Source organism: Streptomyces sp. AC627_RSS907 (assembly GCF_019049165.1).
In genome coordinates this window covers 18,846-40,258 of sequence record NZ_JAGMUE010000006.1, presented here as the reverse complement: position 1 = coordinate 40,258, position 21,413 = coordinate 18,846, and the positions used below count along the sequence as shown (strand labels likewise).

General features: G+C 71.5%; 23 protein-coding genes. 5 read left to right on the top strand and 18 right to left on the bottom strand.

Features of this window, described 5'->3' with window-relative positions:
- The 7 genes from eboE to KUM32_RS01470 form a co-directional block, all read right to left on the bottom strand.
- On the bottom strand, window positions 1-717 hold a 717-nt coding region (gene eboE / locus KUM32_RS01500), incomplete at its 3' end, for a metabolite traffic protein EboE (protein ID WP_217139895.1).
- A gap of 3 nt (window positions 718-720) precedes the next feature.
- Window positions 721-1,596, bottom strand: coding sequence for a TatD family hydrolase (locus KUM32_RS01495; protein WP_217139894.1), 876 nt, complete (start codon window positions 1,594-1,596; stop codon window positions 721-723).
- Between the two features lies 1 nt (window position 1,597).
- Window positions 1,598-2,164, bottom strand: a complete 567-nt coding sequence (locus tag KUM32_RS01490) for an EboA domain-containing protein (RefSeq protein WP_374227472.1) — start codon at window positions 2,162-2,164, stop codon at window positions 1,598-1,600.
- A gap of 38 nt (window positions 2,165-2,202) precedes the next feature.
- Window positions 2,203-3,048, bottom strand: a complete 846-nt coding sequence (locus KUM32_RS01485) for a sugar phosphate isomerase/epimerase (protein WP_217139892.1) — start codon at window positions 3,046-3,048, stop codon at window positions 2,203-2,205.
- Window positions 3,045-4,400 carry an SCO3242 family prenyltransferase gene (locus KUM32_RS01480; RefSeq protein WP_374227471.1) on the bottom strand — a complete coding sequence of 452 codons (1,356 nt, stop codon included), beginning with the start codon at window positions 4,398-4,400 and terminating at the stop codon, window positions 3,045-3,047. Before KUM32_RS01480 ends, KUM32_RS01485 begins: the two co-directional genes overlap by 4 nt.
- A complete protein-coding gene (locus KUM32_RS01475) occupies window positions 4,397-5,527 on the bottom strand; it encodes an inositol-3-phosphate synthase (protein WP_217139891.1) in 1,131 nt (376 codons plus the stop codon). The genes KUM32_RS01480 and KUM32_RS01475 overlap by 4 nt, the downstream gene beginning before the upstream one ends.
- A 243-nt stretch (window positions 5,528-5,770) precedes the next feature.
- Entirely contained in the window at window positions 5,771-6,886 is a 1,116-nt protein-coding gene (locus KUM32_RS01470) for a ScyD/ScyE family protein (protein ID WP_217139890.1), read from the bottom strand.
- Window positions 6,887-7,130: 244 nt separating this feature from the next.
- Between KUM32_RS01470 and KUM32_RS01465 the strand changes: the two genes are divergently transcribed.
- The 3 genes from KUM32_RS01465 (at window position 7,131) to KUM32_RS01455 (ending at window position 9,253) form a co-directional block, all read left to right on the top strand.
- On the top strand, window positions 7,131-8,216 hold the full coding sequence (locus tag KUM32_RS01465) for an acetylserotonin O-methyltransferase (RefSeq protein ID WP_254404875.1): 1,086 nt from the start codon (window positions 7,131-7,133) through the stop codon (window positions 8,214-8,216).
- 28 nt (window positions 8,217-8,244) lie between these two features.
- Window positions 8,245-8,565, top strand: coding sequence for a TetR family transcriptional regulator (locus KUM32_RS43150; RefSeq protein ID WP_254404874.1), 321 nt, complete (start codon window positions 8,245-8,247; stop codon window positions 8,563-8,565).
- A gap of 304 nt (window positions 8,566-8,869) precedes the next feature.
- Window positions 8,870-9,253 carry a peptidase inhibitor family I36 protein gene (locus KUM32_RS01455; protein WP_254404873.1) on the top strand — a complete coding sequence of 128 codons (384 nt, stop codon included), beginning with the start codon at window positions 8,870-8,872 and terminating at the stop codon, window positions 9,251-9,253.
- A gap of 473 nt (window positions 9,254-9,726) precedes the next feature.
- On the opposite strand, the gene KUM32_RS01450 is transcribed toward KUM32_RS01455, so the two are convergent.
- Together KUM32_RS01450 and KUM32_RS01445 are read right to left on the bottom strand one after the other, a co-directional pair.
- On the bottom strand, window positions 9,727-10,275 hold the full coding sequence (locus KUM32_RS01450; RefSeq protein ID WP_217139889.1) for a GNAT family N-acetyltransferase: 549 nt from the start codon (window positions 10,273-10,275) through the stop codon (window positions 9,727-9,729).
- Window positions 10,260-11,546 carry an XRE family transcriptional regulator gene (locus KUM32_RS01445; RefSeq protein WP_308408563.1) on the bottom strand — a complete coding sequence of 429 codons (1,287 nt, stop codon included), beginning with the start codon at window positions 11,544-11,546 and terminating at the stop codon, window positions 10,260-10,262. The genes KUM32_RS01450 and KUM32_RS01445 overlap by 16 nt, the downstream gene beginning before the upstream one ends.
- 201 nt (window positions 11,547-11,747) lie before the next feature.
- On the opposite strand from KUM32_RS01445, the gene KUM32_RS01440 reads away from it, so the two are divergent.
- A complete protein-coding gene (locus KUM32_RS01440) occupies window positions 11,748-12,161 on the top strand; it encodes a hypothetical protein (protein ID WP_254404872.1) in 414 nt (137 codons plus the stop codon).
- Between the two features lie 399 nt (window positions 12,162-12,560).
- On the opposite strand, the gene KUM32_RS45170 is transcribed toward KUM32_RS01440, so the two are convergent.
- The 7 genes from KUM32_RS45170 to KUM32_RS01405 all read right to left on the bottom strand — a co-directional run bounded on the left by KUM32_RS45170 (window position 12,561) and on the right by KUM32_RS01405 (window position 18,705).
- Window positions 12,561-12,773, bottom strand: a complete 213-nt coding sequence (locus tag KUM32_RS45170) for a hypothetical protein (RefSeq protein WP_217139888.1) — start codon at window positions 12,771-12,773, stop codon at window positions 12,561-12,563.
- Window positions 12,774-12,876: 103 nt separating this feature from the next.
- The gene (locus tag KUM32_RS01430; protein WP_217139887.1) at window positions 12,877-13,389 is read right to left on the bottom strand and encodes a hypothetical protein; all 513 of its coding nucleotides are present in this window, start codon (window positions 13,387-13,389) and stop codon (window positions 12,877-12,879) included.
- A gap of 563 nt (window positions 13,390-13,952) precedes the next feature.
- Entirely contained in the window at window positions 13,953-14,372 is a 420-nt protein-coding gene (locus KUM32_RS01425) for a MarR family transcriptional regulator (RefSeq protein ID WP_254404871.1), read from the bottom strand.
- A complete protein-coding gene (locus KUM32_RS01420; RefSeq protein WP_217139886.1) occupies window positions 14,369-14,866 on the bottom strand; it encodes a MarR family transcriptional regulator in 498 nt (165 codons plus the stop codon). The genes KUM32_RS01425 and KUM32_RS01420 overlap by 4 nt, the downstream gene beginning before the upstream one ends.
- 1,067 nt (window positions 14,867-15,933) lie before the next feature.
- On the bottom strand, window positions 15,934-16,860 hold the full coding sequence (locus tag KUM32_RS01415; RefSeq protein ID WP_217139885.1) for an RNA polymerase sigma-70 factor: 927 nt from the start codon (window positions 16,858-16,860) through the stop codon (window positions 15,934-15,936).
- The gene (locus KUM32_RS01410) at window positions 16,857-18,062 is read right to left on the bottom strand and encodes an NAD(P)/FAD-dependent oxidoreductase (RefSeq protein ID WP_217139884.1); all 1,206 of its coding nucleotides are present in this window, start codon (window positions 18,060-18,062) and stop codon (window positions 16,857-16,859) included. Before KUM32_RS01410 ends, KUM32_RS01415 begins: the two co-directional genes overlap by 4 nt.
- Before the next feature lie 160 nt (window positions 18,063-18,222).
- On the bottom strand, window positions 18,223-18,705 hold the full coding sequence (locus KUM32_RS01405) for a hypothetical protein (RefSeq protein WP_308408562.1): 483 nt from the start codon (window positions 18,703-18,705) through the stop codon (window positions 18,223-18,225).
- A 239-nt stretch (window positions 18,706-18,944) separates the two neighbouring features.
- On the opposite strand from KUM32_RS01405, the gene KUM32_RS01400 reads away from it, so the two are divergent.
- Window positions 18,945-19,328 (top strand): hypothetical protein, encoded by a 384-nt coding sequence (locus tag KUM32_RS01400; protein WP_217139883.1) that lies wholly within the window; start codon window positions 18,945-18,947, stop codon window positions 19,326-19,328.
- A 275-nt stretch (window positions 19,329-19,603) separates the two neighbouring features.
- Here the strand turns inward: KUM32_RS01400 and KUM32_RS01395 are convergent, their stop codons facing one another.
- Both KUM32_RS01395 and KUM32_RS01390 read right to left on the bottom strand, forming a co-directional pair.
- Window positions 19,604-20,143, bottom strand: coding sequence for a hypothetical protein (locus KUM32_RS01395; RefSeq protein ID WP_217139882.1), 540 nt, complete (start codon window positions 20,141-20,143; stop codon window positions 19,604-19,606).
- A 1-nt stretch (window position 20,144) separates the two neighbouring features.
- Window positions 20,145-20,801: a hypothetical protein gene (locus KUM32_RS01390; protein ID WP_217139881.1), complete on the bottom strand. Its 657-nt coding sequence runs from the start codon at window positions 20,799-20,801 to the stop codon at window positions 20,145-20,147.
- Window positions 20,802-21,413: the final 612 nt, after the last annotated feature.

The window sequence follows — 21,413 nt, the reverse complement described above, 5'->3', positions numbered from 1 at the left end:
GACCACCCGGACACCGGCCGCGGCCAGGGCGTCCAGGGCGGTGTGCGGGTCCTCGAAGGAGGTGGCGAGGTGGCAGGTGTCGACACAGACGCCGATACGGGGGTGGCCGACCGCCGTCAGCGGGGCGATCGCGTCACCGGTCCTCTCCACGACGCAGCCGGGCTCCGGCTCCAGCCCGATACGGATCGAGCGGCCGGTCAGCTCGTGCAGGGCGTCGAGGCGCTCGCCCAGCACTACCAGGGCCGTGCGGGCCTTGTCGGCGCGCGTCTCGTCGTAGGCCGTGCGCCAGGCCAGCGGCAGCGTGGAGATGGTGCCCTCCGTGACATCGTCGGGCAGCAGCCCCGCCAGGACGCGGGCCAGCGAGGTGGTGTGCTCCAGGCGCTGCGGGTCGGCCCAGTCCGGCTGGTAGACCCGGTACTTCACCTCCCCCGCACCGAACCCCTCGTACGGGAACCCGTTGAGGGTGACGACCTCCAGACCCCGCCGGTCCAGCTCACCACGCAGCCCCCGCAGCGCGGACGGGTCGGTGACCAGGGCCTGGGCGGCATCCCGGGCCAGCCACAGCCCGATCCCCAGCCGGTCCCGGCCCAGCCGCCGGCGCACCGGCTCACAATGGTCACGCAACTGGGCCAGAACCCCGTCCAGCGACTCCGCGGGATGGACATTCGTGCAGTACGCGAGATGGACGACGGAACCATCCGGATGCCGGAAACGCACCGGTCACGCCCCCGCGGGCAGCGGCTCGGCGACAGGGGCGCCACGCAGGACGGAGTTGCCCTCGTGAGTGGCGTCGGTGGCCACGACATCGAGTTCGAGCCGACCGCTCTGGGCGTAGAACTCCACCGGGTTGCGCCACAGCACGAGGTCCACGTCGTCCTCGTCGAAGCCGGCCCGCAGCATGGCGTCGCCGACCTTGCGGGTCTTGAGCGGGTCGCTCCTGCCCCAGTCGGCGGCCGAGTTGACGAGCACCTTCTGCGGTCCGTACTCCTTCAGCACGGCCACCATGCGGGCCTCGTCCATCTTGGTGTCCGGGTAGACGGAGAAGCCGAGCCAGCAGCCGGACTCCTTGGCGGCTCGTACGGTCGTCTCGTTCAGGTGGTCCAGCAGCACCCGCTCGGGGGCCAGCGCGGAGGCCCGCACCACCTCGACGGTGCGGTGCAGCCCGGCGAGCTTGTCGCGGTGCGGGGTGTGCACGAGGGCGGGCAGGCCGTGGTCGGCGGCGAGCTGCAACTGGTGTTCCATCGCCGCGTCCTCGGCCGGCGTCATGGAGTCGTAGCCGATCTCTCCGACGGCCACGACCCTGTCCTTGGCCAGGTAGCGGGGCAGGTCCTCCAGTACGGGCGTGCAGCGCGGGTCGTTGGCCTCCTTCGGGTTCAGCGCGATGGTGCAGTGGTGGGCGATGCCGTACTGCGCGGCGCGGAACGGCTCCCAGCCCAGCAGCGCGTCGAAGTAGTCGTGGAAGGAGGCCGGCGAGGTGCGGGGCTGGCCCAGCCAGAAGGAGGGCTCGACGAGGGCGAGGACACCGACGGCGCGCATCGCCTCGTAGTCGTCCGTGGTGCGCGACGTCATGTGGATGTGCGGGTCGAAGATACGCAAGTCACAGCTCCTCGGTCAGGGCGAGCACGTGCCGGAGGTCGGCGGGGACCTCGCGGTGGGCGGCGGTGCGCTCGGCTGCGTGGGCGTGCAGCATCCGGGCCAGTTCCGCGTCCCCGCGGGCGCGGGTCGCGAGACCGGCGACCACGGCCACGGGCACGCCGGTGAACAGGCACTTCAGTACGGCGTGCCGCCACTGGTGGGCGTCGAGGTGCCGGGCGGCGTACGGGCCGAGGGCGGCGGCGACCAGCCGGGTGTCGTTGGCGCGCAGCGCGTCCTCCACCAGCGGCACCCCGTGGGCGGGTTCGGTGTCCAGCCGCTCCAGGGCGAGCAGCACGGCACGCCGCTCGGCGGCCGTCCCCTGCCGGTACAGCAGGGTCACGGTCGCCGCGTCGGGCCGCGCCGCGGCCAGCAGCAGCACCCGGGCCTGGTCGGCGTGGCCGGTGCCGCAGCGGCGGCCGGCCTCGGCGAAGCGCAGCTCCCAGGCGGGGTCCTGGGCGGCCGCCGAGGCGAGGGCCGCCGTCAGCCAGCGGCGTGCCTCGGTGCCGAGGCCGGCGATCTCCTCGGGCAGGCCGGTGTCCGCTGTCGTGCGCTGGACGTGTCCGAGGGTCACCTCGTCCCTCCGTTCCGCAGGAACCGCAGCGACTGCGCGGCCAGTTCGGGCCCGGCGTGGGAGTGCCGGGGCAGTTCTACGACGGTCAGGCCCTGGTAACCGGTGTCCGCCAGGGCGTCGAGCACGGGCGGGAAGTCGATCTCGCCGTGCCCGAACGGCAGGTGCTCGTGCACTCCGCGGCGCATGTCCTCGATCTGCACGTGCCGCAGCCAGGGCGCGGCGGCGCGCACGCAGTCGGCGGGCGGCAGCGGCTCCAGGCACTGGCAGTGGCCGATGTCGAGGGTCAGGCCCAGCGGGGCGGGGTCGCCGAGGTCGGTGCGCAGCCGGTGGAAGCCGGCGAGGGTGGCCAGGAGATGGCCCGGCTCGGGTTCGATCGCGAGGGGCACGCCGGTCTCCTCGGCCGCGTCCAGGACCGGCCCGAGGGTGTCGGCGAGGCGTTTGAACGCCGTGTCCTCGTCCACGCCCGCGGGCGCCGTGCCGCTGAAGCAGTGCACGGCGTGCGCGCCGAGGTCGGCGGCGACGCGCACGGCGCGGATCAGCAGTCGTACGCGCGTCCAGCGGGCATCCGGGTCCTCGTCCAGCAGGCCGGGACCGTGCTTGCGGCGCGGGTCGAGCACATAGCGGGCGCCGGTCTCGACGGTGACGCCGAGGCCGAGCTGCTCCAGCCGGCGCGCCACGCGGCGGGTGCGGGCCGCGAGGTCGGGGGCGAGCGGGTCGAGGTGCATGTGGTCGAGGGTCAGCCCGACGCCGTCGTAGCCGAGGTCGGCCAGCAGCGCGAGGGCGTCCTCCAGGCGCAGATCGGTCAGCCCGTTGGTGCCGTAGCCGAGGCGCAGGCGGCTCATGTCGTGCTCACCTTCCGTGCCAGGCGTGCGGCGACGGGCGCGAGCGCGGCGGTCAGTACGCCGGTGCCGGGGGCGCCCGCGCGGGCCATGAGCGCGCTCTGCACGGCGATCGTGGCGCGGATGCCCGCGCCGACGGCCCGCTGCGTCAGCTGCGGGGAGGGGTTGAGCACGGCGTGCGCCAGGGGCCGGGCGAAGGTGACGGCGTAGGAGGCGGCCAGGGCGACGCGCACGACGTCGGTGGCCGGGGCGACGCGCACGACGTCGGTGGCCGGGGCGGCGGGGGCGGGGGCCCCGGTCGGGCGGCCGGCCGCGGCGGCGAAGGCGGCTCCGGCCTGGCGGCCGAGCAGGGCGACGACGGAGGCTCCGGTCGGGGCGCCGGGCACGGCGGGGGCGGGCACGGCGGGGGCAGCGGCTCCCGTCCGGCGGCCGGGCACGGCGACGAAGGGGGCTCCACCCGGGCGGCCGGGCACGATGGTGCCGGCTCCGGTCGAAACGCCGGGCGCGGCAGGGACTCCGGCCGGGGCGCCGCCGGGCGCCGCAAGGGCTCGCGTCGGGGCGCCGGGCGCGGTGGCGGAGGCTCCCGCCCGGTGGCCGAGCGCGGCGGCGGCGGAAGCTCCGGCGCGGCGGCCGGCGAGGGTGGCGGTGAGGGCGCTCGCGGCGGCGAGGGCCGCGAGCGGGGCGGCGACGGAACCGCCCTCCGCCTCGCGGCGCGAGACCAGGGTGACGGCCAGGGTGTGGCTGCCGAGGACCGCCGCCGGGGCGAGCGCCCCGCGCGTGGTGCCCGCGGTGGCCGCCGCGCCCAGCAGCAGGTCCAGCGACCGGGCGGCGGCCATCGCCGCCGGGCCCGCCGGGGTGTGCTTCAGGCCCAGGTCGTACGCCCAGACGGTGGCGGTCAGCGGGACGGCCACCGCGAACGCCCGCCGCCCCGCGCACGCCGCGAGGGCGAGGCCCGCCGCGGACAGCGCGCCCGCGGCGGCGAGGGCGGCGCCGGGCCGGACGCGCCCGGACGGCAGCGGCCGGTGCGGGCGGGCGACGGCGTCCTCCTCGCGGTCCGCCCAGTCGTTGAGGGCCATGCCCGCCTCGTACAGGCACAGCGAGGCGCCGGCCGCCAGGGCGGTGCGCCGGGTGGGCCGCCCGCCGGCGGCCGCGGCGCCCGCGAGCACGTCGCCGGGCACGGTGAAGACGGCCGGGACCCGCAGCAGCTCGGCCCACGCGCGGATCCGGCCGCCGGACGCCGGCCCGCCACCGGCCACCGGGCGGCCGTCACCCGGCAGGGGCACGGCCTCGGTGCGCGGGCGGCGCGGGCGGCGTACGCGGGCCCGGGCCCGGGCGGCGAGCCGGTCCGCGGTCACCGGGACTCCCCGAGCCGCTCGGCGAAGGCGAGCAGCCGCGCGTACTGCTCCGCCAGGGCGGAGCCCTCCCCGTCGGGGTCCTTGAAGTAGAACCCGAGTTCGGGCCGCGGCCCGCGCAGGCCGACCTCGCGGGCGCGGGCGAGCAGCCGGGCCAGGTCGAGGACCAGCGGTGCGGCGAGCGCGGAGTCGCAGCCCTGCCAGATGGTCTGCAGGACCATGCGGGTGCCGAGGAAACCGTCGAACGCCACGTGGTCCCAGGCGGTCTTCCAGTCCCCGAGGGCGGGCACGTCGTCGATGTGCACCTGCCCCTCGGGCGCCACACCGAGGGTGTCTGCCAGCACGCGCTCCTTGCCCGCGTTCTTCGCCACCGCGGCCGCCGGATCGGCCAGCGCCGCGCCGTCGCCGCCGCCCAGCAGGTTCGTCCCCGACCAGGCCCGCACCGCCAGTGCCCGCTGGGTGAACATCGGGCCCAGCACGGCCCGCAGCAGCGTCTGCCCGGTCTTGCCGTCGCGTCCGGCGTACGGCAGGCCGGACGCCTGGGCCGCCCCCTCCAGCTGCGGGTGGCGCAGTCCCGTCGAGGGCGTGAAGTTGACGTACGCGCAGCCCGCCCGCAGGGCCGCCGCCGCGTACAGGGAGCTGGCCGGCCACTCGCCGTGCGCGGGCTCCGGCTCGGTGGAGGCGACGTTGATGACGACCGTGCGGGCGACGCCGGTGGTACGCGCGAAGTCCCTCAGGTCGGTGGCGAAGTCGGCGATCAGCTCCTCGGGGGCGCGCACGTCCCCGGGCACCGGTCCACCGGGGCGGACGCGCTCGTCGGCCGCGGCCAGTTCGCCCTGCACGGCGGCGGGCAGCCAGTGCGGCAGCACGCCCTGGGCGGCCAGTTCCTCGGCGCGTTTGGGCAGCGGGGTGCTCGCCGTGTCGTGGCCGCCGAACACCAGCGAGGACAGGGCCGGCAGGCCGCTGTCCGCGAAGGCCGGTGTCTCGGTGACCATGCCGGTGGGCGGCAGCAGCCCGGCCGCCAGCGCCGCACAGCCCGACACCGCCGTCGTGGCCACCGAGCCGCGGGCCCCGATCAGCCACACGCCGGTTCGGGTGTCGGCGGCTGGAGTGATGGCATGGTGGGTCACGGGCAGCCTCCCTGAGCATCGGGCGTGGTGTGCGGCAAGCGGACGCCCGGCCAGGATGCCCAGCCTGCCGGTGGGCGGGCGTCGTCCTCCGTCGGCTGTCGAGCGGCCGACGAGCCGTTTCCCATCGGACTCCGGACGGTTCCCATCGGACACCGGGAACACCACGGCCCCGCCGGTCCCAGGGGGTTGAGGGGGGAACCGGCGGGGCCGTGCCCGGGGGCGGGTGGGGGAACCCGGCGGGCGTCAGCGGTTCACGCGGACCAACTGGCCGTTGGTGCCGACCGTGTTGTTGGTGACGTACACCCTGCCGCACGGGTCGACCGCGACACCGCTGGGCTGCTTGAGCTGGCCCGCGGTCGGGATCTCGGTGACCGCGCCGGTCTCGGCGTCGACCTCCGACAGGGTGCCCGGCTGCGGCGGACCGGCCAGCGCGGCCGAGCTGTAGGACAGGGCGAGCAGGTCGCCGTCCCGGTCCAGCTCCAGGTCGATCAGGTTGGTCAGCCCGGTGGCGAGGACCTCGGGCTGCTCACCCGGGGCGATCTTCCAGATGCGGGAGGCGCCGACGCGGCCACCGCTCATGTCGGCTACGTACACGGTGCCGTCCGCGGCCCGGGCGATGCCGGTGGGCACGGTCTCCACGGCGCCGGTCGGCAGCTCGTTCTTGGGCAGGAGGTACTGGGTGGAGGTGGTGCCGTCGCCGTTGCCGCGCACGACGGTGTTGGCGCCCGCGTCGGTGGCCAGGTAGCCGCTGCCGCTGCGGACGAACCGCCACGGGTTGGCGTGGACGTCGCCGCCGTCGGGGTTCAGCCGCGTCTCGTGGTCGGTGAGGTCGGCGAGGACCTTGCCGTCCCGGGTGCGGAAGAGCGTGCCCAGCGTCCCGGCGCCCTCGCCGAGCGCGGCGCGCGACTCGGTGGTGCCGCCGAGGGCGCTGACGACGACGTAGCCGCCGAACCGGTCGGGCACGACGTCGCTGGGACCGCTGGCGGAGATCGGCGCACCCGGGGCGACACCCTTGGCCGTGGACGCCAGGCCGGTCGCGACGCGGCCCTGGAAGGAGCCCTTGACCTTGTAGACGGAACCGGTGGCACCCACGCACGTCTGGTCGACCGCGCAGCCGGCCAGTCCGGATCCGGACTCGGCCACCAGCACGCCGCCGTCGGACAGCGCGGTGACGCCGCGCGGGTTGTTCAGCTGGGAGGCCACGACGGTCAGGGTCGCCTCGGAGCGGGTGTGGTGGTGGGTGTGGCGGTGGGCCTGGGGCTGGGCCTGGACGGGACCGGCGGTCAGCGGGACGGCGACGGCGCCGGCCGCACCCGCCGCCAGAAGTATCCTCTTCCAGGAGCTACGCGAGTTCGCCATTTCTCTCCTCGGTTCCATTGGCTCCCCCCTTTTTTCCGGAGAGCGGCTGCGAAATCAGCGCCACCTTAGGGCAGTCACCGGTTTTGCCGTGTCAAATGTTCCGCAGGAAAATTCGGGTGCACCCATGGACCAGCGATATTCGAGCACCCCTCCAGAGAGCGTCGACCCTTTTACCTATCGTGGTAATCCGGGTCCCTACCGGCGGTTGGGACAGACGCTTGCGCTCCTGCCATGGAGGAAACTCATGCCCGAATTGCCGCCCCCGCACGTCGTCCGGGAAGCGGAGAAAGCCCGAGCGGATCTGCAGCGGCAGAGCCGGGAACTCGCGCCGCCACCGTTCGCCCTGCTGGAACTGGTCATGGGCGTCATGGTCACGCGGGCGGTGCACGTCGCCGCCGAGCTGAAGGTGGCCGAGGCGCTCGTCGAGGGGCCGCTGTCCGCCGAGGAACTCGCCGGGCGGGTCGGCGCGGACGCCGACGCGCTCGGCCGGGTGCTGCGCCTGCTGGCGAGCAACGGCGTGTTCGCGACCCGCCCGGACGGCACGTTCGAGCTGACGCCGATGGCGGACGCGCTGCGCGCCGACCACCCGATGTCGATGCGCGGCATCGCGCTGCTGATGGGTCACCCGATCCACTGGGAGGACTGGAGCGGCTTCCCGGAGACCGTGGCCACCGGCGAGCCCGCGCTGCCGAAGCTGCGCGGCATGCACGCCTTCGAGTTCCTGACGAAGAACGCCGAGTACGGCCAGGTGTTCTTCGAGGGCATGGGCAGCATGTCCGCCTCGGAGACGGCACCGATCGTGGCGGCGTACGACTTCTCGCAGTTCGGCACGGTGGTGGACTTCTGCGGCGGCCAGGGCGCGCTGCTCGCGGGCATCCTGGACGCGGCTCCCGGGACCAAGGGCATCCTGTACGACCCGCGGGTCGAGGAGAACGGGGCGGCCGACTTCCTCGCCGGGCAGGGCCTCGCCGACCGGACCACGAGGGTGGCCGGCGACCTGTTCGAGGTGCCGCCGAGCGGTGCCGACGCCTACGTCCTCAAGCACATCGTGCACGACTGGCCGGAGGAGCAGGCCCTGCAGATCCTGCGCAACGTGCGCGCGGCGATCAAGCCGGGCGGCAAGCTGCTGATCGCCGAGATGGTGATCCCGGAGCAGGGCGACGAGCCGCACTCCGGCAAGCTGGTCGACCTGTGGCTGATGCTCCTGGTCGGCGGCCGCGAGCGCACTCCCGGCCAGTACGCCGACCTCCTCGCCCGTGCCGGGTTCCGCCTGGAGCGCGTCGTGGAGACGGCGGCGGCGATCTCCCTCGTGGAGGCCGTCCCCGTCTGATCCTCCCCCGACCGGAAGGCCCCGCCGCGTGGATGAGGGAGGCGCGGCGGGGCCTTCCCGCCCGCCCGGCGGCGCCGACGTGCCCTCATGTCGGCGGCTCGACACCCTGGCAGGCAACGCTGCCGATGGCCGCGAACCAGTCGGCCACCGTGGCCGCGCCCACCACCGGGCGCAGACCCGGGCCGGCCGCAGGACCCGCGAACGCATCATCGAGACCGCCGCGGAACTGATGTTCCACCGCGGCGCCAAGGGCACGAGCATCCCGGACATCCAGGCGGCCGCCGAGGTCAGCGCCTCGCAGATCGGTGGTGCGACCGGGCAGAGGACCGACAGGACGCCGTGGTGGTGATGTTGAGCGTCGTCTGGCGCCTGGGGTGGGTTGTGACACCGCCCCAGAAATGATCTTTGCGTAAACAGGTCCCCCCGATCGGCCGCTTCAAGCCCAATGCGGTGAACCAGATTTACACCTCAGGATCCTCCCATACCCCTTCCGACCTGCAGCGTTCAAGGGGTCCGCCAAGGGTGACGGACATCGCCCCACCCTCAATATCCAGCCAGATACACTGATCGGCCGATAGCAACTGTTCAGTTTGGTGAGGGTTTTCAATTAACTGGGAGGCCGGAGATCCACTCCTCGAAGAAAGGGCGATGCCTTGAAGAAGAGCAGCGTACTGGCAGGTTTGGCATGTGCCGCCACCCTCGTCCTCGGAGCGGCCTCACCAACACCTGCTGCGACCTCCAGCCCGACCGCCTACAGCGACTGCCCCGCGAACAACGTCTGCTTCTGGACCGGATCGGGCGGTACCGGCCAACGGTGCTCATGGGACATAAACGACACTAACTGGCACACCGCCCCCTCCATCTGTTCATGGGCTGCTAACACTCCGGTCAAATCTGTCTATAACCGGAAATCCATCGCGGTGCGCTTCTACCTCAGCACTAACTACAACGACCGGATCGGCTGCACTCCGGCGGGAGTCTCGGGCAACCTCACCGGAACCTACACGGTCAGCTCTCACCAGTTCACGCTCTGCTGACACCTTCGCGCGACGGTGGTCGGCGGCCGCCGTCGTTTTTGCCGTGAGCTGACGCACCGTGCGGGACTCCTTCGTCGGGCGCAGCGGGGCCCGTTGGGACCGCGTACGTGCTCGATGACGGTGGTCTCCTCGTTGTGGCGTTCCCGGTCGGGGTCCCTCCTGGCGCAGGCGCGGGTTCATGCGGTGGGAACGGCCTGGTACTCCCGAAGTTGCGGCCCGGGGGCATGTCCCCGCTGTGGCGGGCTGTCGGGGGCTGAGGCCCATCGGCGGTTCGTTGAGAGCCAGGTCCTCACCACCAAGGTCGACAGCACCTGGCTCAATGCGCGATCCAGGCACTTGGCGGGCCGTCTGCAGAGCGTCGGTGGACCTGTTGGGTCCAACGGTTCCGACAAGGTGTCAGCAAGCGTGGAGAAGCCCCCGACGGCGTCTCGGTGCAAGAAGCACTCGCCGGGGGCTTCACTGAACGCGGAAGGTCAGGAGGTGGCTGAGGCGCGTAGGTCCCGCAGCATCACCGCGAAGTTCGGCGAGTCCGGGAACGGCTGCCGTTTGCCGATCCGGCGATAGCCCCACGTCTCGTACAGCGCCTCGACCTTCGGGTGGTCGGGGTCCACCAGGAGCACAGCCAGAGCCTCCGGCCGGTCCTCGACGAGCGCGGCGTGCAGCCGCTCGGCGGTCCCGGTCTTGCGCCACTGCGGACGCACCATCAGCTCCGACACCGAGAACGTCGAGTCGTCCGCCGGCGGCTCGCTCAGGTGCTCGCGCCACCACTCCCGACCCGGAGTCGCTGGGGCGCCGTAGGCGAAACCGACCGGCTCGTCGCCGTCGTAGCCGATCACGCAGGCGAACCCGGGATGCCCGCCCCAGTGGTCCACGAACCAGGGGAAGCGCTGGTTGAACTCGTCGTCCATCTCGTCGGCGTAGGCGTCCGCGTGCACGTCCAGGAGGGTCTGCCGGATGGTCGGCAGGTCGGCGTGGCCGAAGCGGCGGAGTTCAACGGCTGTGGTGGTCAAGAGGGGCTCCATTCGGTCCGGTAGCGGTCCATCCACTCGTGCGCGATGTGCGCGGAGGGAGCGCGGGCGATCAGGTCGCGTTGGAAGTCGCCGAGGAGTTGCCGCATCCGTCCGGGCAGCGGCGTGCCCGCCATGATCTCGAAGACCTTGCTGCTGGTCGTGCACGCCTGCTCGACGTCGTCCTGGTGCAGTTGCGCGAGGGCGAGCCGGGCCGTGGTGTGCGCGCGGTTGCGCCGGTAGGTCTCCGGCAGCGCGGCGAGCGCCCGGTGGGCCGCGGCCTCTGCCTCTGCCGGGTGGCCCACGACGTCCCGCACGATCGCGGTCAGGGAGTACAGCTCCGCCGGGCTGTAGAAGGAGATCCAGGTCGAACGCGGCTGTGCCAGGTCGGCCTTCGTGAGGGCCTCCTCGGCGCGTCCCAGGCAGCCCAGCGCCGCGCGGACCTCGCCTTTGTGCGCGAGACCGACAGCGGTCCGGGCGTGAGCGAGGGAGGCGTGCAGGGGGCTGCGCCGGACGATGGCCATCGCCTGGGCGGCCTGCGAGGACGCCACCGCCTCGGGGTAGTCGTGGCGCTGCCGGGCGAGCATCGCCCGCAGGTTCCACACCTGCATCGCCATCTCGGAGTCCTGGGCCAGGCCCGCGAGCGTGAGCGCCCGGTCCAGGTGGCGGCCGGCACCGTCGAGCTGTCCGGCGTCGATCAGGGACCACGCCGCCGTCGCGGTGAAGTCGGAGGCCAGCGCGAACAGCCGCTGCCGCACGCGCTGGGTGGTGGACTGCTTCTGCAGCCTCAGCGCTTCGGTGGCACCGTCGAGGGCGGCCTGCTCCAGGCCGTGCCCGCCGCGTTCGGCGTCCAGTGCGACCAGACGCTCGACGTCGTCGCGCAGCCGGACGACGTCGGAGGTGCCGACGCGGGACGGTCGGGCGGAGGCCGGAGAGGCGAGGGGTATGGCGGCGGCGGCCGCGGTGCCGGCGGCCGCGCTGAAGAACTGGCGACGGTGCACGTCAGGGTCCTCCGGTAGTGCTGGAACGGACGTGGACTTCCCCCGGGGCACGAACCCCAATGCGATGACGGACAGCCCGGTGACGATCTCCAGGCCCCGGCGCTGACGTTCCTGCGGCCACCGGTTCTCCCCGGACAGCCAGCGGAACACCGTGCGCTCCGACGTCGTACCGGGGCGGCCGGTGAAGGCGCCGATGGCACCGTTGACCGCGTCGGCAAGCTCCTCCGCCGTCATCTGGTGGCCCGCCAACCAGGCGGCTAAGGACTCGTTTCTGGTCTCTGCCACGACAGCACAGTAGGGCTGGCCCGACCGGTGGCAGGTAAGGGAAGAGTCAATTCGTCAGTCAGTCCGTGACAGGCCCGGCCGACTTCGTCATGTCCACCAGGTGATGACGGTCTGTTAGGTGTCGTGTACGGCCCCGCCGCGCCTCGTTTCCCCGTGCGACGCGGCGGGGCACCGACTCCCGATCCACCTGCTGAGGCAGCGATGACCAGTTCAGGAACCCCCCAGGAAGAGGCCGCCGCTCCGGCCGTGCCGGACCCCGTCGCAGCCGTGCTGTACGTCTGTGCCGACCGCGGCACCCTGATGCCGAGCCTGGCCGCCGAGCGCGCGGAAGAGGAAGGCCGCACCTTCGCGCAACGGCGCGGCCTGACGATCACCGAAGTGGTGACCGACGAGTTCGGCGAACCCGACCCCTCCCACCGCGCTGGGTGGCAGCGGGTGCGCGCCCTGGCAGAGGCCGGTGTCGTCGGCGCGGTGCTTTTCCGCTGGCCCGCCAGCATCGCCCCGGAGGGTGCGCACGAGTTCCGGTACCGAGAGACCGCCTGGCTCCAGGAGCACGGCGTGCGGGTGCGCTACACCTGGGCGCCGCTGTCCTCGACGGGCGGCGAAATCCGGTGAGCCGCGGCCTGCTCCACCGCGATCGCCCCTGGATCAGTCGAGACGTCGAGGACACCGTCACCGGCCGCCGGGGAACCCTGCGTGCCATCGCCCCTGACGGCGACGCGCCACGCGAGCCACTCGGGGACGGCCGATGCCCGTCTCGCCAGCCCGGACCTGATCCACGTCTTCGCCTACGAGGGCCGCGCCCACGACGACGATCCCCGCTGGGAGGAGTCCGGCGCCCCCGACCTCGCCACCTACGGCCGGTGGGTTGGCCACATGTGCGGCATCGCCTGCCTGCGCATGGCCCTGATGGCCCGTACCGGCGACGCGCCCACCATGTTCGAACTGCTCAACGGTGCCCGGAAGCGGTGCGTACACCGAGGACCCGGACACCGGAGCCATCCGCGGCCTGATCTACGCCCCCTTCGTCCAGTACGTGGCAGCGTCCACTCCCTGGGCGCCGAGGTCCGCCCGAACCTGACCATGACCGGCCTCCTCACCCTGCTCGACGACGGCCGGATGGTGATGGCCTCCGTCCACAAGGAGATCCGCCGCCCGCAGAACCCCGCCCCCGGCAAGGGCGGCCACCTCGTGCTCGTCACCGGCCGCCAGGGCGACATCGTGCACTCCGCTTTGCAGGTCACCCTGCCTTCCGCGCCGCTGGGACGTACGCGGCCGCGTACCAACTACAGGGAGAGGGAGAGGCCGTGGAGGCGAGGACGACGGGGGTCTACCGGAAGCGGGCGGAACGCCGGCGGCGGACGCAAGGGGCGGGCGAGGCCCGGGGCGATGGCTGGCAGCGCACCGAGGAGGGCGAGAGGCTGCTGCGGCTGGCCACCCGGTACAGCACGCTGACGCTCCACCAGGCCGCGTACGCGTGCTGGGGCGGACGGATCGAGGCCGCCCGGCGGCGGGTGCGGCTATTGATGGTGTTCGCCACCGTCTTGCCGCTCGTGGTCGAGTCGGTGATCTCGAACTTCGTCTTGGCTTCCACCTGCCCGATGCCCCAGCTCACGCTGCCACCGAGTTCAGCTCCCCAGGTCGTCTCCTTCGACTTGCTGGTGGTCAGGTCGTAGCGCAGGATCGCCGAGGTGGAGCTCGAGTTGTACTTGCCGGCAGTGCTGCCGATTGCCTCGTACGATGCGCCCGACGACACCACCTTGTACCAGACGTCTGGCGGACAACTCTGCGTACCGGCCTCATCCGCGGCCGCAGACGGCGCCAGCATCAGCCCTGCCCCCAAGATCACTGCTCCGGCCGCAGCAAGTCTCCGTATGCCACCGATGCTTCGTCAGCCGTTCACCAGGTCCGACGTCGGCTTAGCGCACGATCTGACATGGATGTTCCTCAACCTCCTGATAGCGGTGCGCGAAGAACGGCTCTTCTTGACGCCCCAGTCCCAGTCCTTGGCCGTGCGCTCGTTCACACCGACCTGCCGGGCCGCCACCCGGCGTGCGACACCGGTGGCCCGAAGCCGCTCGTACTCGTCCCGCCCGGGATGCCGGCGCGGCAGACGCACCGAACTCCGTCCGGCCTTCTGAGCCAGCCGAAGGCAGTGTTCCGGTTCACCCCCAGCTCACGCGCCACGACGGCCACGTTCCCCACGACTTCCAGCCGTGCAAGGAAACGTTCCCGCAACCGGGCAAGATCATCACGCTCAACGCCCACGGTCCTCACAACTCCCACAGATCGCGGGTGTTGCGAGGACCGTTAGAACCCAAGGAGGCGCGGCGTGGCCTTCCCGCGCCCTCCCGGCGGCGCCGACGGGCAGTCCGGCGCAGGCCCGCGGGGCGCCGCGCCCCGCGGTCAGGAGACGGGACGGATGGTCCGACGGCGGCGGGAGTCGGTGTTGCCGACCTTGCGGGGCGCGTGGGCACGGTCGTCCGGCGTGACGGGCGGGTCGGTGAGGGCGGTGGCGATCATGTCGCGCAGCTCGGGGTGCAGCGTGAAGTAGTACCGGGCGTTGATCCGGTAGAGGCCTGCGTCCGTCCGCACCAGGAGGCGCAGCCGCTTCAGGCGGGCGAGGGCGTCGTGCACCGTGGAGAGGGAGTTCCCGCAGTCCTGAGCGACGGTCTCGACCGGGACGGGGACGGCGTTGAACAGACCGCCGTGGTCCTCCACCCACGCAAGGGTGCAGTGCTGGGCGGCGGAGAGGTTCAGGGAGTACAGCGACGGTGCAGTCAGGTCGCGCTCGGGGTTGAAGGGTTCGGCGGGCGTCATCGTCATCGCCTCTCTCCTGCGGCGCCGCGGCGGGTGGCCGGGGTGGACCTGGCGGCACCCTGGGGCTTGTTGGCGGACCTCGTGAGTGCTTTGTCGTCCAGGGTCACTCGGGGCGGCGTGATACGGCGGCACGCGCTGACCTGAGTACTCCCGGCTCCTTCCCAGTACCGGAGGGGATTGAGCTGGTAGGCAGCCGCTCGCGGGGAGGGCTTCACCGCAAGCCCGAGCTTGACCAGGCGGGCCAGAGCCTTGCGGCACGTGGAGTCGTTGGCGCCGATGTCCTCGCTCAGTTCGACCGGAGTGACCGAGACGTACCCGGCCGCTGCGCCGTGCTCGCGGAGCCATTCGAGCGTCGCCCACTCGGCCGCGGCCAGCCCGAGGGAGTACAGCGGGACCTCACTTCCGGTGGCCTGCAACGTGTACCCCTTCCCGTCGAACTGGTGGGGCGTACGCTCTCGAGCTTCCACGGCCTCGCCCGTGTCCAGGCCTACCAGGATCATGTTCGGGCCCGTCCGCGTGGTCACTCCGTGCCCTCTCCCATCGTCATCTCAAGAGGCTCTTTTTAGCCGCTTAGCTCCGGTGAACCGCCGGTTACGGAAGAAGCTAGCGGGTCGGAATCCGAACAACAGCCGCTTAAGTGCGTACGTCACCCGCACGGGTGACACGATCCGTACTCTCCGCAACCAGGTACACGGGTGGCTAAGCGGCGGTTTTTTACTGCTAAGAGGCTGTTTTTAGCCGCTTAGCCTCGCGTTTTCGCAGGTCAGGGGCACCGTCCCCTTCTTAATAAGAAGGCGCGCCCCGTCACACACGCGCCACGACGCCCAGATGGTGACAGTCAGTCACCAAAGTGCCCCCTTGTCCTCGCTGCTGTCCTTCAGCTCCTACTGGAAGGTCGACGGCCGGGTGCGCCCGTGTGTCGACTGCGCCCAGGGTCGGCGAGTCCTCAGCCCTGGCGGGCTTGCGGGTCCCGACCGTGCCCCTCGACACCGCGCGCGGCTGCAGGCCGTAGCGGCCTTGCACAAACGAAATCAGCATGGTCCTGCGGTCGTCGGCCGAGGTACCTCCGCCCCCACGTCGTCGGCGCCCACGCCGCTGGGGTTGCTTTTCTGTGGCTGAGGTCCATTCCCCGCCGTCGACCCATCCGTACGAGCATGCTGACGAGGGGCCGTGCGGTCGACGGTCGCAAGGGTGAGGCACGCGGGAGGCGCTGACTGCACGTCTGAGGCCGGACCCGGCGGACGAGGGGCCGGGTTGGAGCCGCCAGGGAGGTGCGCAGGGGCGTGGCCGTAGCTCCCGAGCGAGGCGAGGCGCGCTGGTAGGAAGTTTCAAGGGTGCTGACTACGGGCCCGCAGGCACCGGCCTCCGCCGGTGACGCGCGGCCGGACCGGGCCGCAGGGCCCGGTGTCGTTGGACTGCGGATCGCCCGGGAAGAGCCGGGGGTGGCGCTCTCGGGGCTGCACGGTCATCAGCGGCGTCGTTCTGGAGGCCTCAGTAGTTCTCGCCGAGAAGGCGATCGTCGGGCCGCCACCGCCCGGTGCCTCCGTGCACCGGGCGGTGGCGGCGCTCACCGCGTCCCGGTGCCGAGGTCGTAGGTGGTGCCGTCGGTGACGGCCCGGAGCTTGTCCGGGTTGGCCACGTTGTGGATGGCGGTGATGAGGCCGTCCGGGCCGAAGTCGAAGGTGACGGTGGCGACCACGCCGGACGGCCCGCTGAACACGATGCCCGGCCCGCCGTTGATCCCGACGAGCTCGGCCCTCATGTCGGCGGGCTCGACCCCCTGGTAGGCAACGCTGCCGATGGCCGCGAACCAGCCGGCCACCGTGGCCGCGCCCACCACCGGGCGCAGAGCCTGACGGACCTTGCCGCCGCCGTCGGTCCACAGGGTGACGTCCGGGGACAGCAGCTCCATCAGGGCGTTGACGTCCCCGCCGGTCGCGGCGGCGAAGAACCGGTCGGTGGCCTCGCGCTGCCGCGACCGGTCGGCCGCGAAGCGCGGCCGCCGGGCCTGCACGTGCTCGCGGGCCCGGTGCGCGGCCTGGCGCACCGCGGCTTCGGAACGCTCCACCGCCTCGGCGATCTCGGCGTAACTGAAGGCGAAGACCTCCTTCAGCACGAACACCGCGCGCTCCAACGGACTGAGCGTCTCCAACACCACCAGCATGGCCATCGACACGGACTCGGCGTTCGCGACGGCCTCGGAGGCGTCCTCGCCGGTGAGGACGGGCTCCGGCAGCCACGGCCCCACGTAGGTCTCGCGCTTGTGACGGGTCGAGCGCAGCCGTTCCAGCGCCAGGTTCGAGACGATCCGCGTCAGGTACGCCTTGGGGTCGGCCACCTGTGAGCGGTCCGCGGCGGACCACTTGATCCAGGCGTCCTGGACCGCGTCCTCGGCGTCGGCCGCGGTGCCGAGGAGGCGGTAGGCCACGGAGAACAGCAGGCTGCGGTACTCGTGGAAGACCTGGTGGCCGGAGTGGGCGGTCAGGTCGGTCACCGGGCCCCCCGGACCCGGGTGAAGCGGCCCCCGCGGGGCCAGAACGCGCCCGATGCGGGCATCTTCTTCATACGGCCGTACGTCGGCCAGGGCGAGGCGGTCACCGTCTCCTTGTACCTGACGGCCATGCCGCCCGTCAGGCATATGCGGCGCGGGCTGTTGTCGGGGCGGGTGAACTGCACCACGGCGTCGCGGCGTCCCAGGCTCACCGGCGTGTGGTAGTAGCCGAAGCGGAACGGCTTGGGCTGCTTGCCCCTGAGCACACGGTCGATCGACAGCGCGGCGTGCACCCCGGTCGGCATGCCGCTCTGGCAGGTGCCGTGCATGACGCCGTAACCCTGGCGGACCGCGGCCGCGTCGCCGACCGCGTACACGTCGGGGTGGGACACCGACCGCAGCGCGGCGTCGGTGACGACGCGTCCGCGCTCGTCGACGGCCAGGCCGGCGGCGGCCGCCAGCGGCGACACCCGCGTACCGCCCGTCCACAGGAACGCGTCGGCGGCGATGTGCTCCCCGCCCGCCAGTTCCACCCCGTCGGGCAGCACCTTCGCCACCTCGACCCCGGCGCGCACCCGGACGCCCAGCCGTTCGAGCGCGGCGCGCAGGTACGCCTTGGCCTTGGGGTTCATGGCCGCACCGGGTTCGGTCCGGCCCAGCAGTACGACGTCCAGCTCCGGGTGGCGCTCGGCGATCTCCGCGGCCGACTCGATGCCGGTCAGCCCGCTGCCGCCGACCACCACCGTGCCGCTGCCGAGCCGCCGCAGCCGGTCGGCCAGCAACTCGGCGTCCTGGGCGCTGTTCAGGGTGTACGCGTGGTCCTCGGCCCCCGGCACCGCCGCGGTGTCGGCCACACCGCCCAGCCCGTACACCAGCGTGTCGTAGGGCAGCACCTGGTCGTCGTCGATCCGCACGGTCTTCGCCTCCGCGTCCACCGCCGTCACCCAGCCGCACACGAACCGCGCCCCCGTGCCCTCCAGCAGCTCCGGGATGCTCAGCTCGGCGAGCGGCTGCACGGTCGCGGTCATGTGCAGACGCATGCGCTCGGTGAACCGTTCCTGCGCGTTCACCACGGTCACCTGCACGCCCCCGCGCCGCCTGACCCGGGCCGCCAGCTGGACGGCCGCGGACATCCCCGCGTACCCGGCCCCCAGAACCACCACACGGTGCGTGCCCGTCGTGCCGGTCTCCCGCTGTGCGCTCATGGTCCGTCCTCCTCCAGTCGCTGATGACGACCACCAGATGGAGGCGGGCCGCCCGTTCGTGACACGAGGCCGGTGTGACGCGCGTCACGCCCTTCTTGGGGTCCTGGAGGTGCCCTCATCTGCCACCGCCCACTCATCCGTGTGGACGGGGCAGGACCAGTCAGTGTGAGGCTCCGACGCCGCTGGCCCAGACGTCCAAGGGCGTGATCTCCAGTTCGGTCTCGGCCTGTTCCGAGAGGCCCTGCGCGTCGTCCAGCTCCGACCAGGCGACAGAGCCCGGCTCGTCATCGGCCAGACATCCCTCGACGATCGGACCGAGGACCTCTGAAGCCACATAGGGGCCGCTGAACGGCAGCGCATCCGGGGGCACAGAACCGGTCGAGCACCGGAGCTGCCCTGCCTGTTCGTCGTGCCACACGTAGAACGTCGCCACCCCGGGAAAGCCCAGATCGCGAATGCGTTCCGGGACGCCAGCAGCAGTCCACTCGAAGGCATCCACCACCTCGGCGACGGACAACGAACTCCTGTCCTCGTCCGCCGCACCCAGCGACCAGGTGTTGGTCTCCCACTCCACTCGCCGGTCTGTCGGCTCCAGCACCAGGGGCTCGGCCGCCACCTCAGCGAACCACGTCAACAGCACCACAGCAGTATTCCTGCACAGCTCGGCCCCGACCACCAAAAGAAACGACGTCTGAAGAAGGGGCCGGCGCCGCAAGGCCGGCCCGGCACCGTACGGGGGCCCTGCGGTCCTCGCGCTGGCTGGTGCCGCATCAGGCAACGTCCGCCTTCGGGCGTTGCCTGATGGCCGGCCGGATGCCGGCATCCGGCCGTAGGAGCGGAACTACGGAACTGAGGCTGCCAGTACTCGCGTAGGGTGCTTGGGTGTTCAATCGGCTTGAGATCAGTGTCTTGCCACCAGGCCCCCGATGGGCTGCCCAGTTGTCTTTCCGGATCGACGGCGAGGAAGTGGTGGCAGCCGCGACCGGAGAGGGAGGCCGCGGCCCGTTTGCCGAGGAGGCATTGCCGGCCGGTGGTCAGGGTCCCCTCTGGGCAACCGCCGAGGGGCGACGTGTAGTGCTGGGTGAGCCCGAGTGCACGGGCGGATGCTGTGGCTACCTGTCCGTATTTGTGCAGCGCCACGGCAGGATCGTGGAGTGGTCCGACTGGCAGGTGCCCGTTGATGGGACACGCCCTCCGACTTTTCACTTCGCCGCCGATCAATACGACGCCGAACTGACCCGCGCGCTGACAACGTCTGCCTCGTGACAGTTTGCCGCGTGGGTGCTTCCCTGCGCGGCGGACCGGGAAGGACCGCTCCACGACACGCGTCAGGGCCATGCGGCGAGCGTCAGGGTCGGTCCTGCTCCGGTGCTCCCGGGAGGCCGGCTCTGCGGACTTCGCCCGTTCTGGTGGGCACCGGCATGCTTCCCCCGTCAAGGCCTGCCTTGGCTCCGCTGAGAATCAGGCGGTAGGCTGTCTGTCGAAACCTAGACACATTGAGGCCCCCGCTTCGGCGGGGGCCTCAATGGTTTCCGGCTGCCTTACGACCTGGACGGCCTCCGTCGTGAGCGGCCACGGGCCGTCGAGAGGTTCAGCACCTCCGCGGCATCCCCGGCAGCGGATGCACTGGGCTTGGGACGGCCTTGCGTGCCGCGGCCCAGACGCTTCTCCCTCTTCTCCCGCTCGGCCTGGGCGACTGCGGCCTCGTAACGTTCTTGGTAGTCGTCGACGTCGAGACGATCGGCGGGGTCGAGCGCCCCGATGGCCTCCAGGTGCTCCGTGACACTGCGGGCACCGCTGATCATCGGGTTAAGAAGGTAGACGCCCTTGGTCTGGCGAAACACGAGCTTGGCAAGGATGAGCGCCTGCAGACCACGTCCCACCATGGAGCGGTGCACGTCCAGGGCCTCGGCCAATTCCTCCTCCGTGACCAGGCAGCGCCCTCCTGGCTCCTGGATCCCCAGGAGCCGGAAGAGCACTCGGTAGGCGATCCCCGGCATCGCGGGCATGTACGCGAAGCCGTTGAAGGTGCCGTACGTCAGCTCTGGCGGCTCCGGGTTCGCAGACGCTGCAGTCCTCATCTCACGCCTCCGGCTTCTTCTTCGTGCTCTTGCGCTTACGCGCCTTCGATGACGGTTCAGGGAGTTTTGCACCTGGAAGGGCCATGTTTCTGAATTCCTCCGGAACACCCGTGTCAAGCACGAGTTCATTCAGAAGGCTCAGCTGTTCCACCTGGACCTTGACCTTCTTGGCTGCCGCCCCCCGTACGGACTTCTGGATCAGTCGGTAGCCTCCGCGAAGGGTCACCGCAGGCTGGAGCTGGATGGAGCCTCTTTTCGGCGAGTAGGCCAGGCCCAGCCGCTTCAGCTTGGCCTGGGCCCGGGACACCTGAGCGGGATCCATCTCCAGCTCAGCAGCGATCTCGGCCTGCTTGAGCTCGACCGCCCCTCCCACTTCCTGGCTCCCCATCATGTAGAGCAGTACGCACAGGGTGACGTTGTCGTCGCGGAAGTACTTGGCAGCCCAGCGCAGGAACTCCAGGCTGTCCTGGGAGAAGTACTTGCCGATGAAGTCGCCGGCCGTGACGGGAGGCCTGACCTCTGCCGTGTGGCCGACCGGCAGCTCGACGAGGTTCTTCCTCGGCCCGAGCGCACCGGCATACGGACTGTTGGCACTCGGCGCGCGAGGCGAGGACGAACCGGGAGCCCGACGAGGGTCTCCCTGTGGCTGTGCGGACATGACGCTGTGTGCCCCCTCAAGATCGAAACCTAGACGCTGAGCACACTAGTGATTGCGCATATAGATAGCAATGACGCGACCTATCTGCGCGTTGACCGTGTCGAACATGATGCCGGAGTCATGTTCGACACGGCGACACCCGCCGTCGCGCCATTGCGCACATAGGTAGCAATGGATGCGGGGTAACTTGACCCAGGAAGCAAGTTGCGCAGCCTCAACATGACGTGGGAGTCATGTTCTGAAGTCCCATCAGGCCCTCTGACCTGCAGAGATGCAAACGCCTTAATCTCTATAGGTGCGGCCGCGGCTGCGGGTGCATGCAGGATCCCCACCCCAAACCTCCTGTGTCCCTGCAGCTGCGAGCACTGTCCAACTGCCTGGCAGCACACGGAGAACCCTCACTGTGCTCACGGCTCTCGCCCCACTACCGGATTCCGCTGTCCCGAACCTTCACTGACTCCTACCTCTCGGCCTGTACCACCGAAAGTCAGCCACAACGAAGGCCGCACCGGAACGAGCTGGCGCGCGTATGTCTCCAGCAACCGCTCCCGGTCTCAGCCACGCTGATTGTCCTTTGACGACCTTCAGGACAACGAGCCGACTGCTGACCAC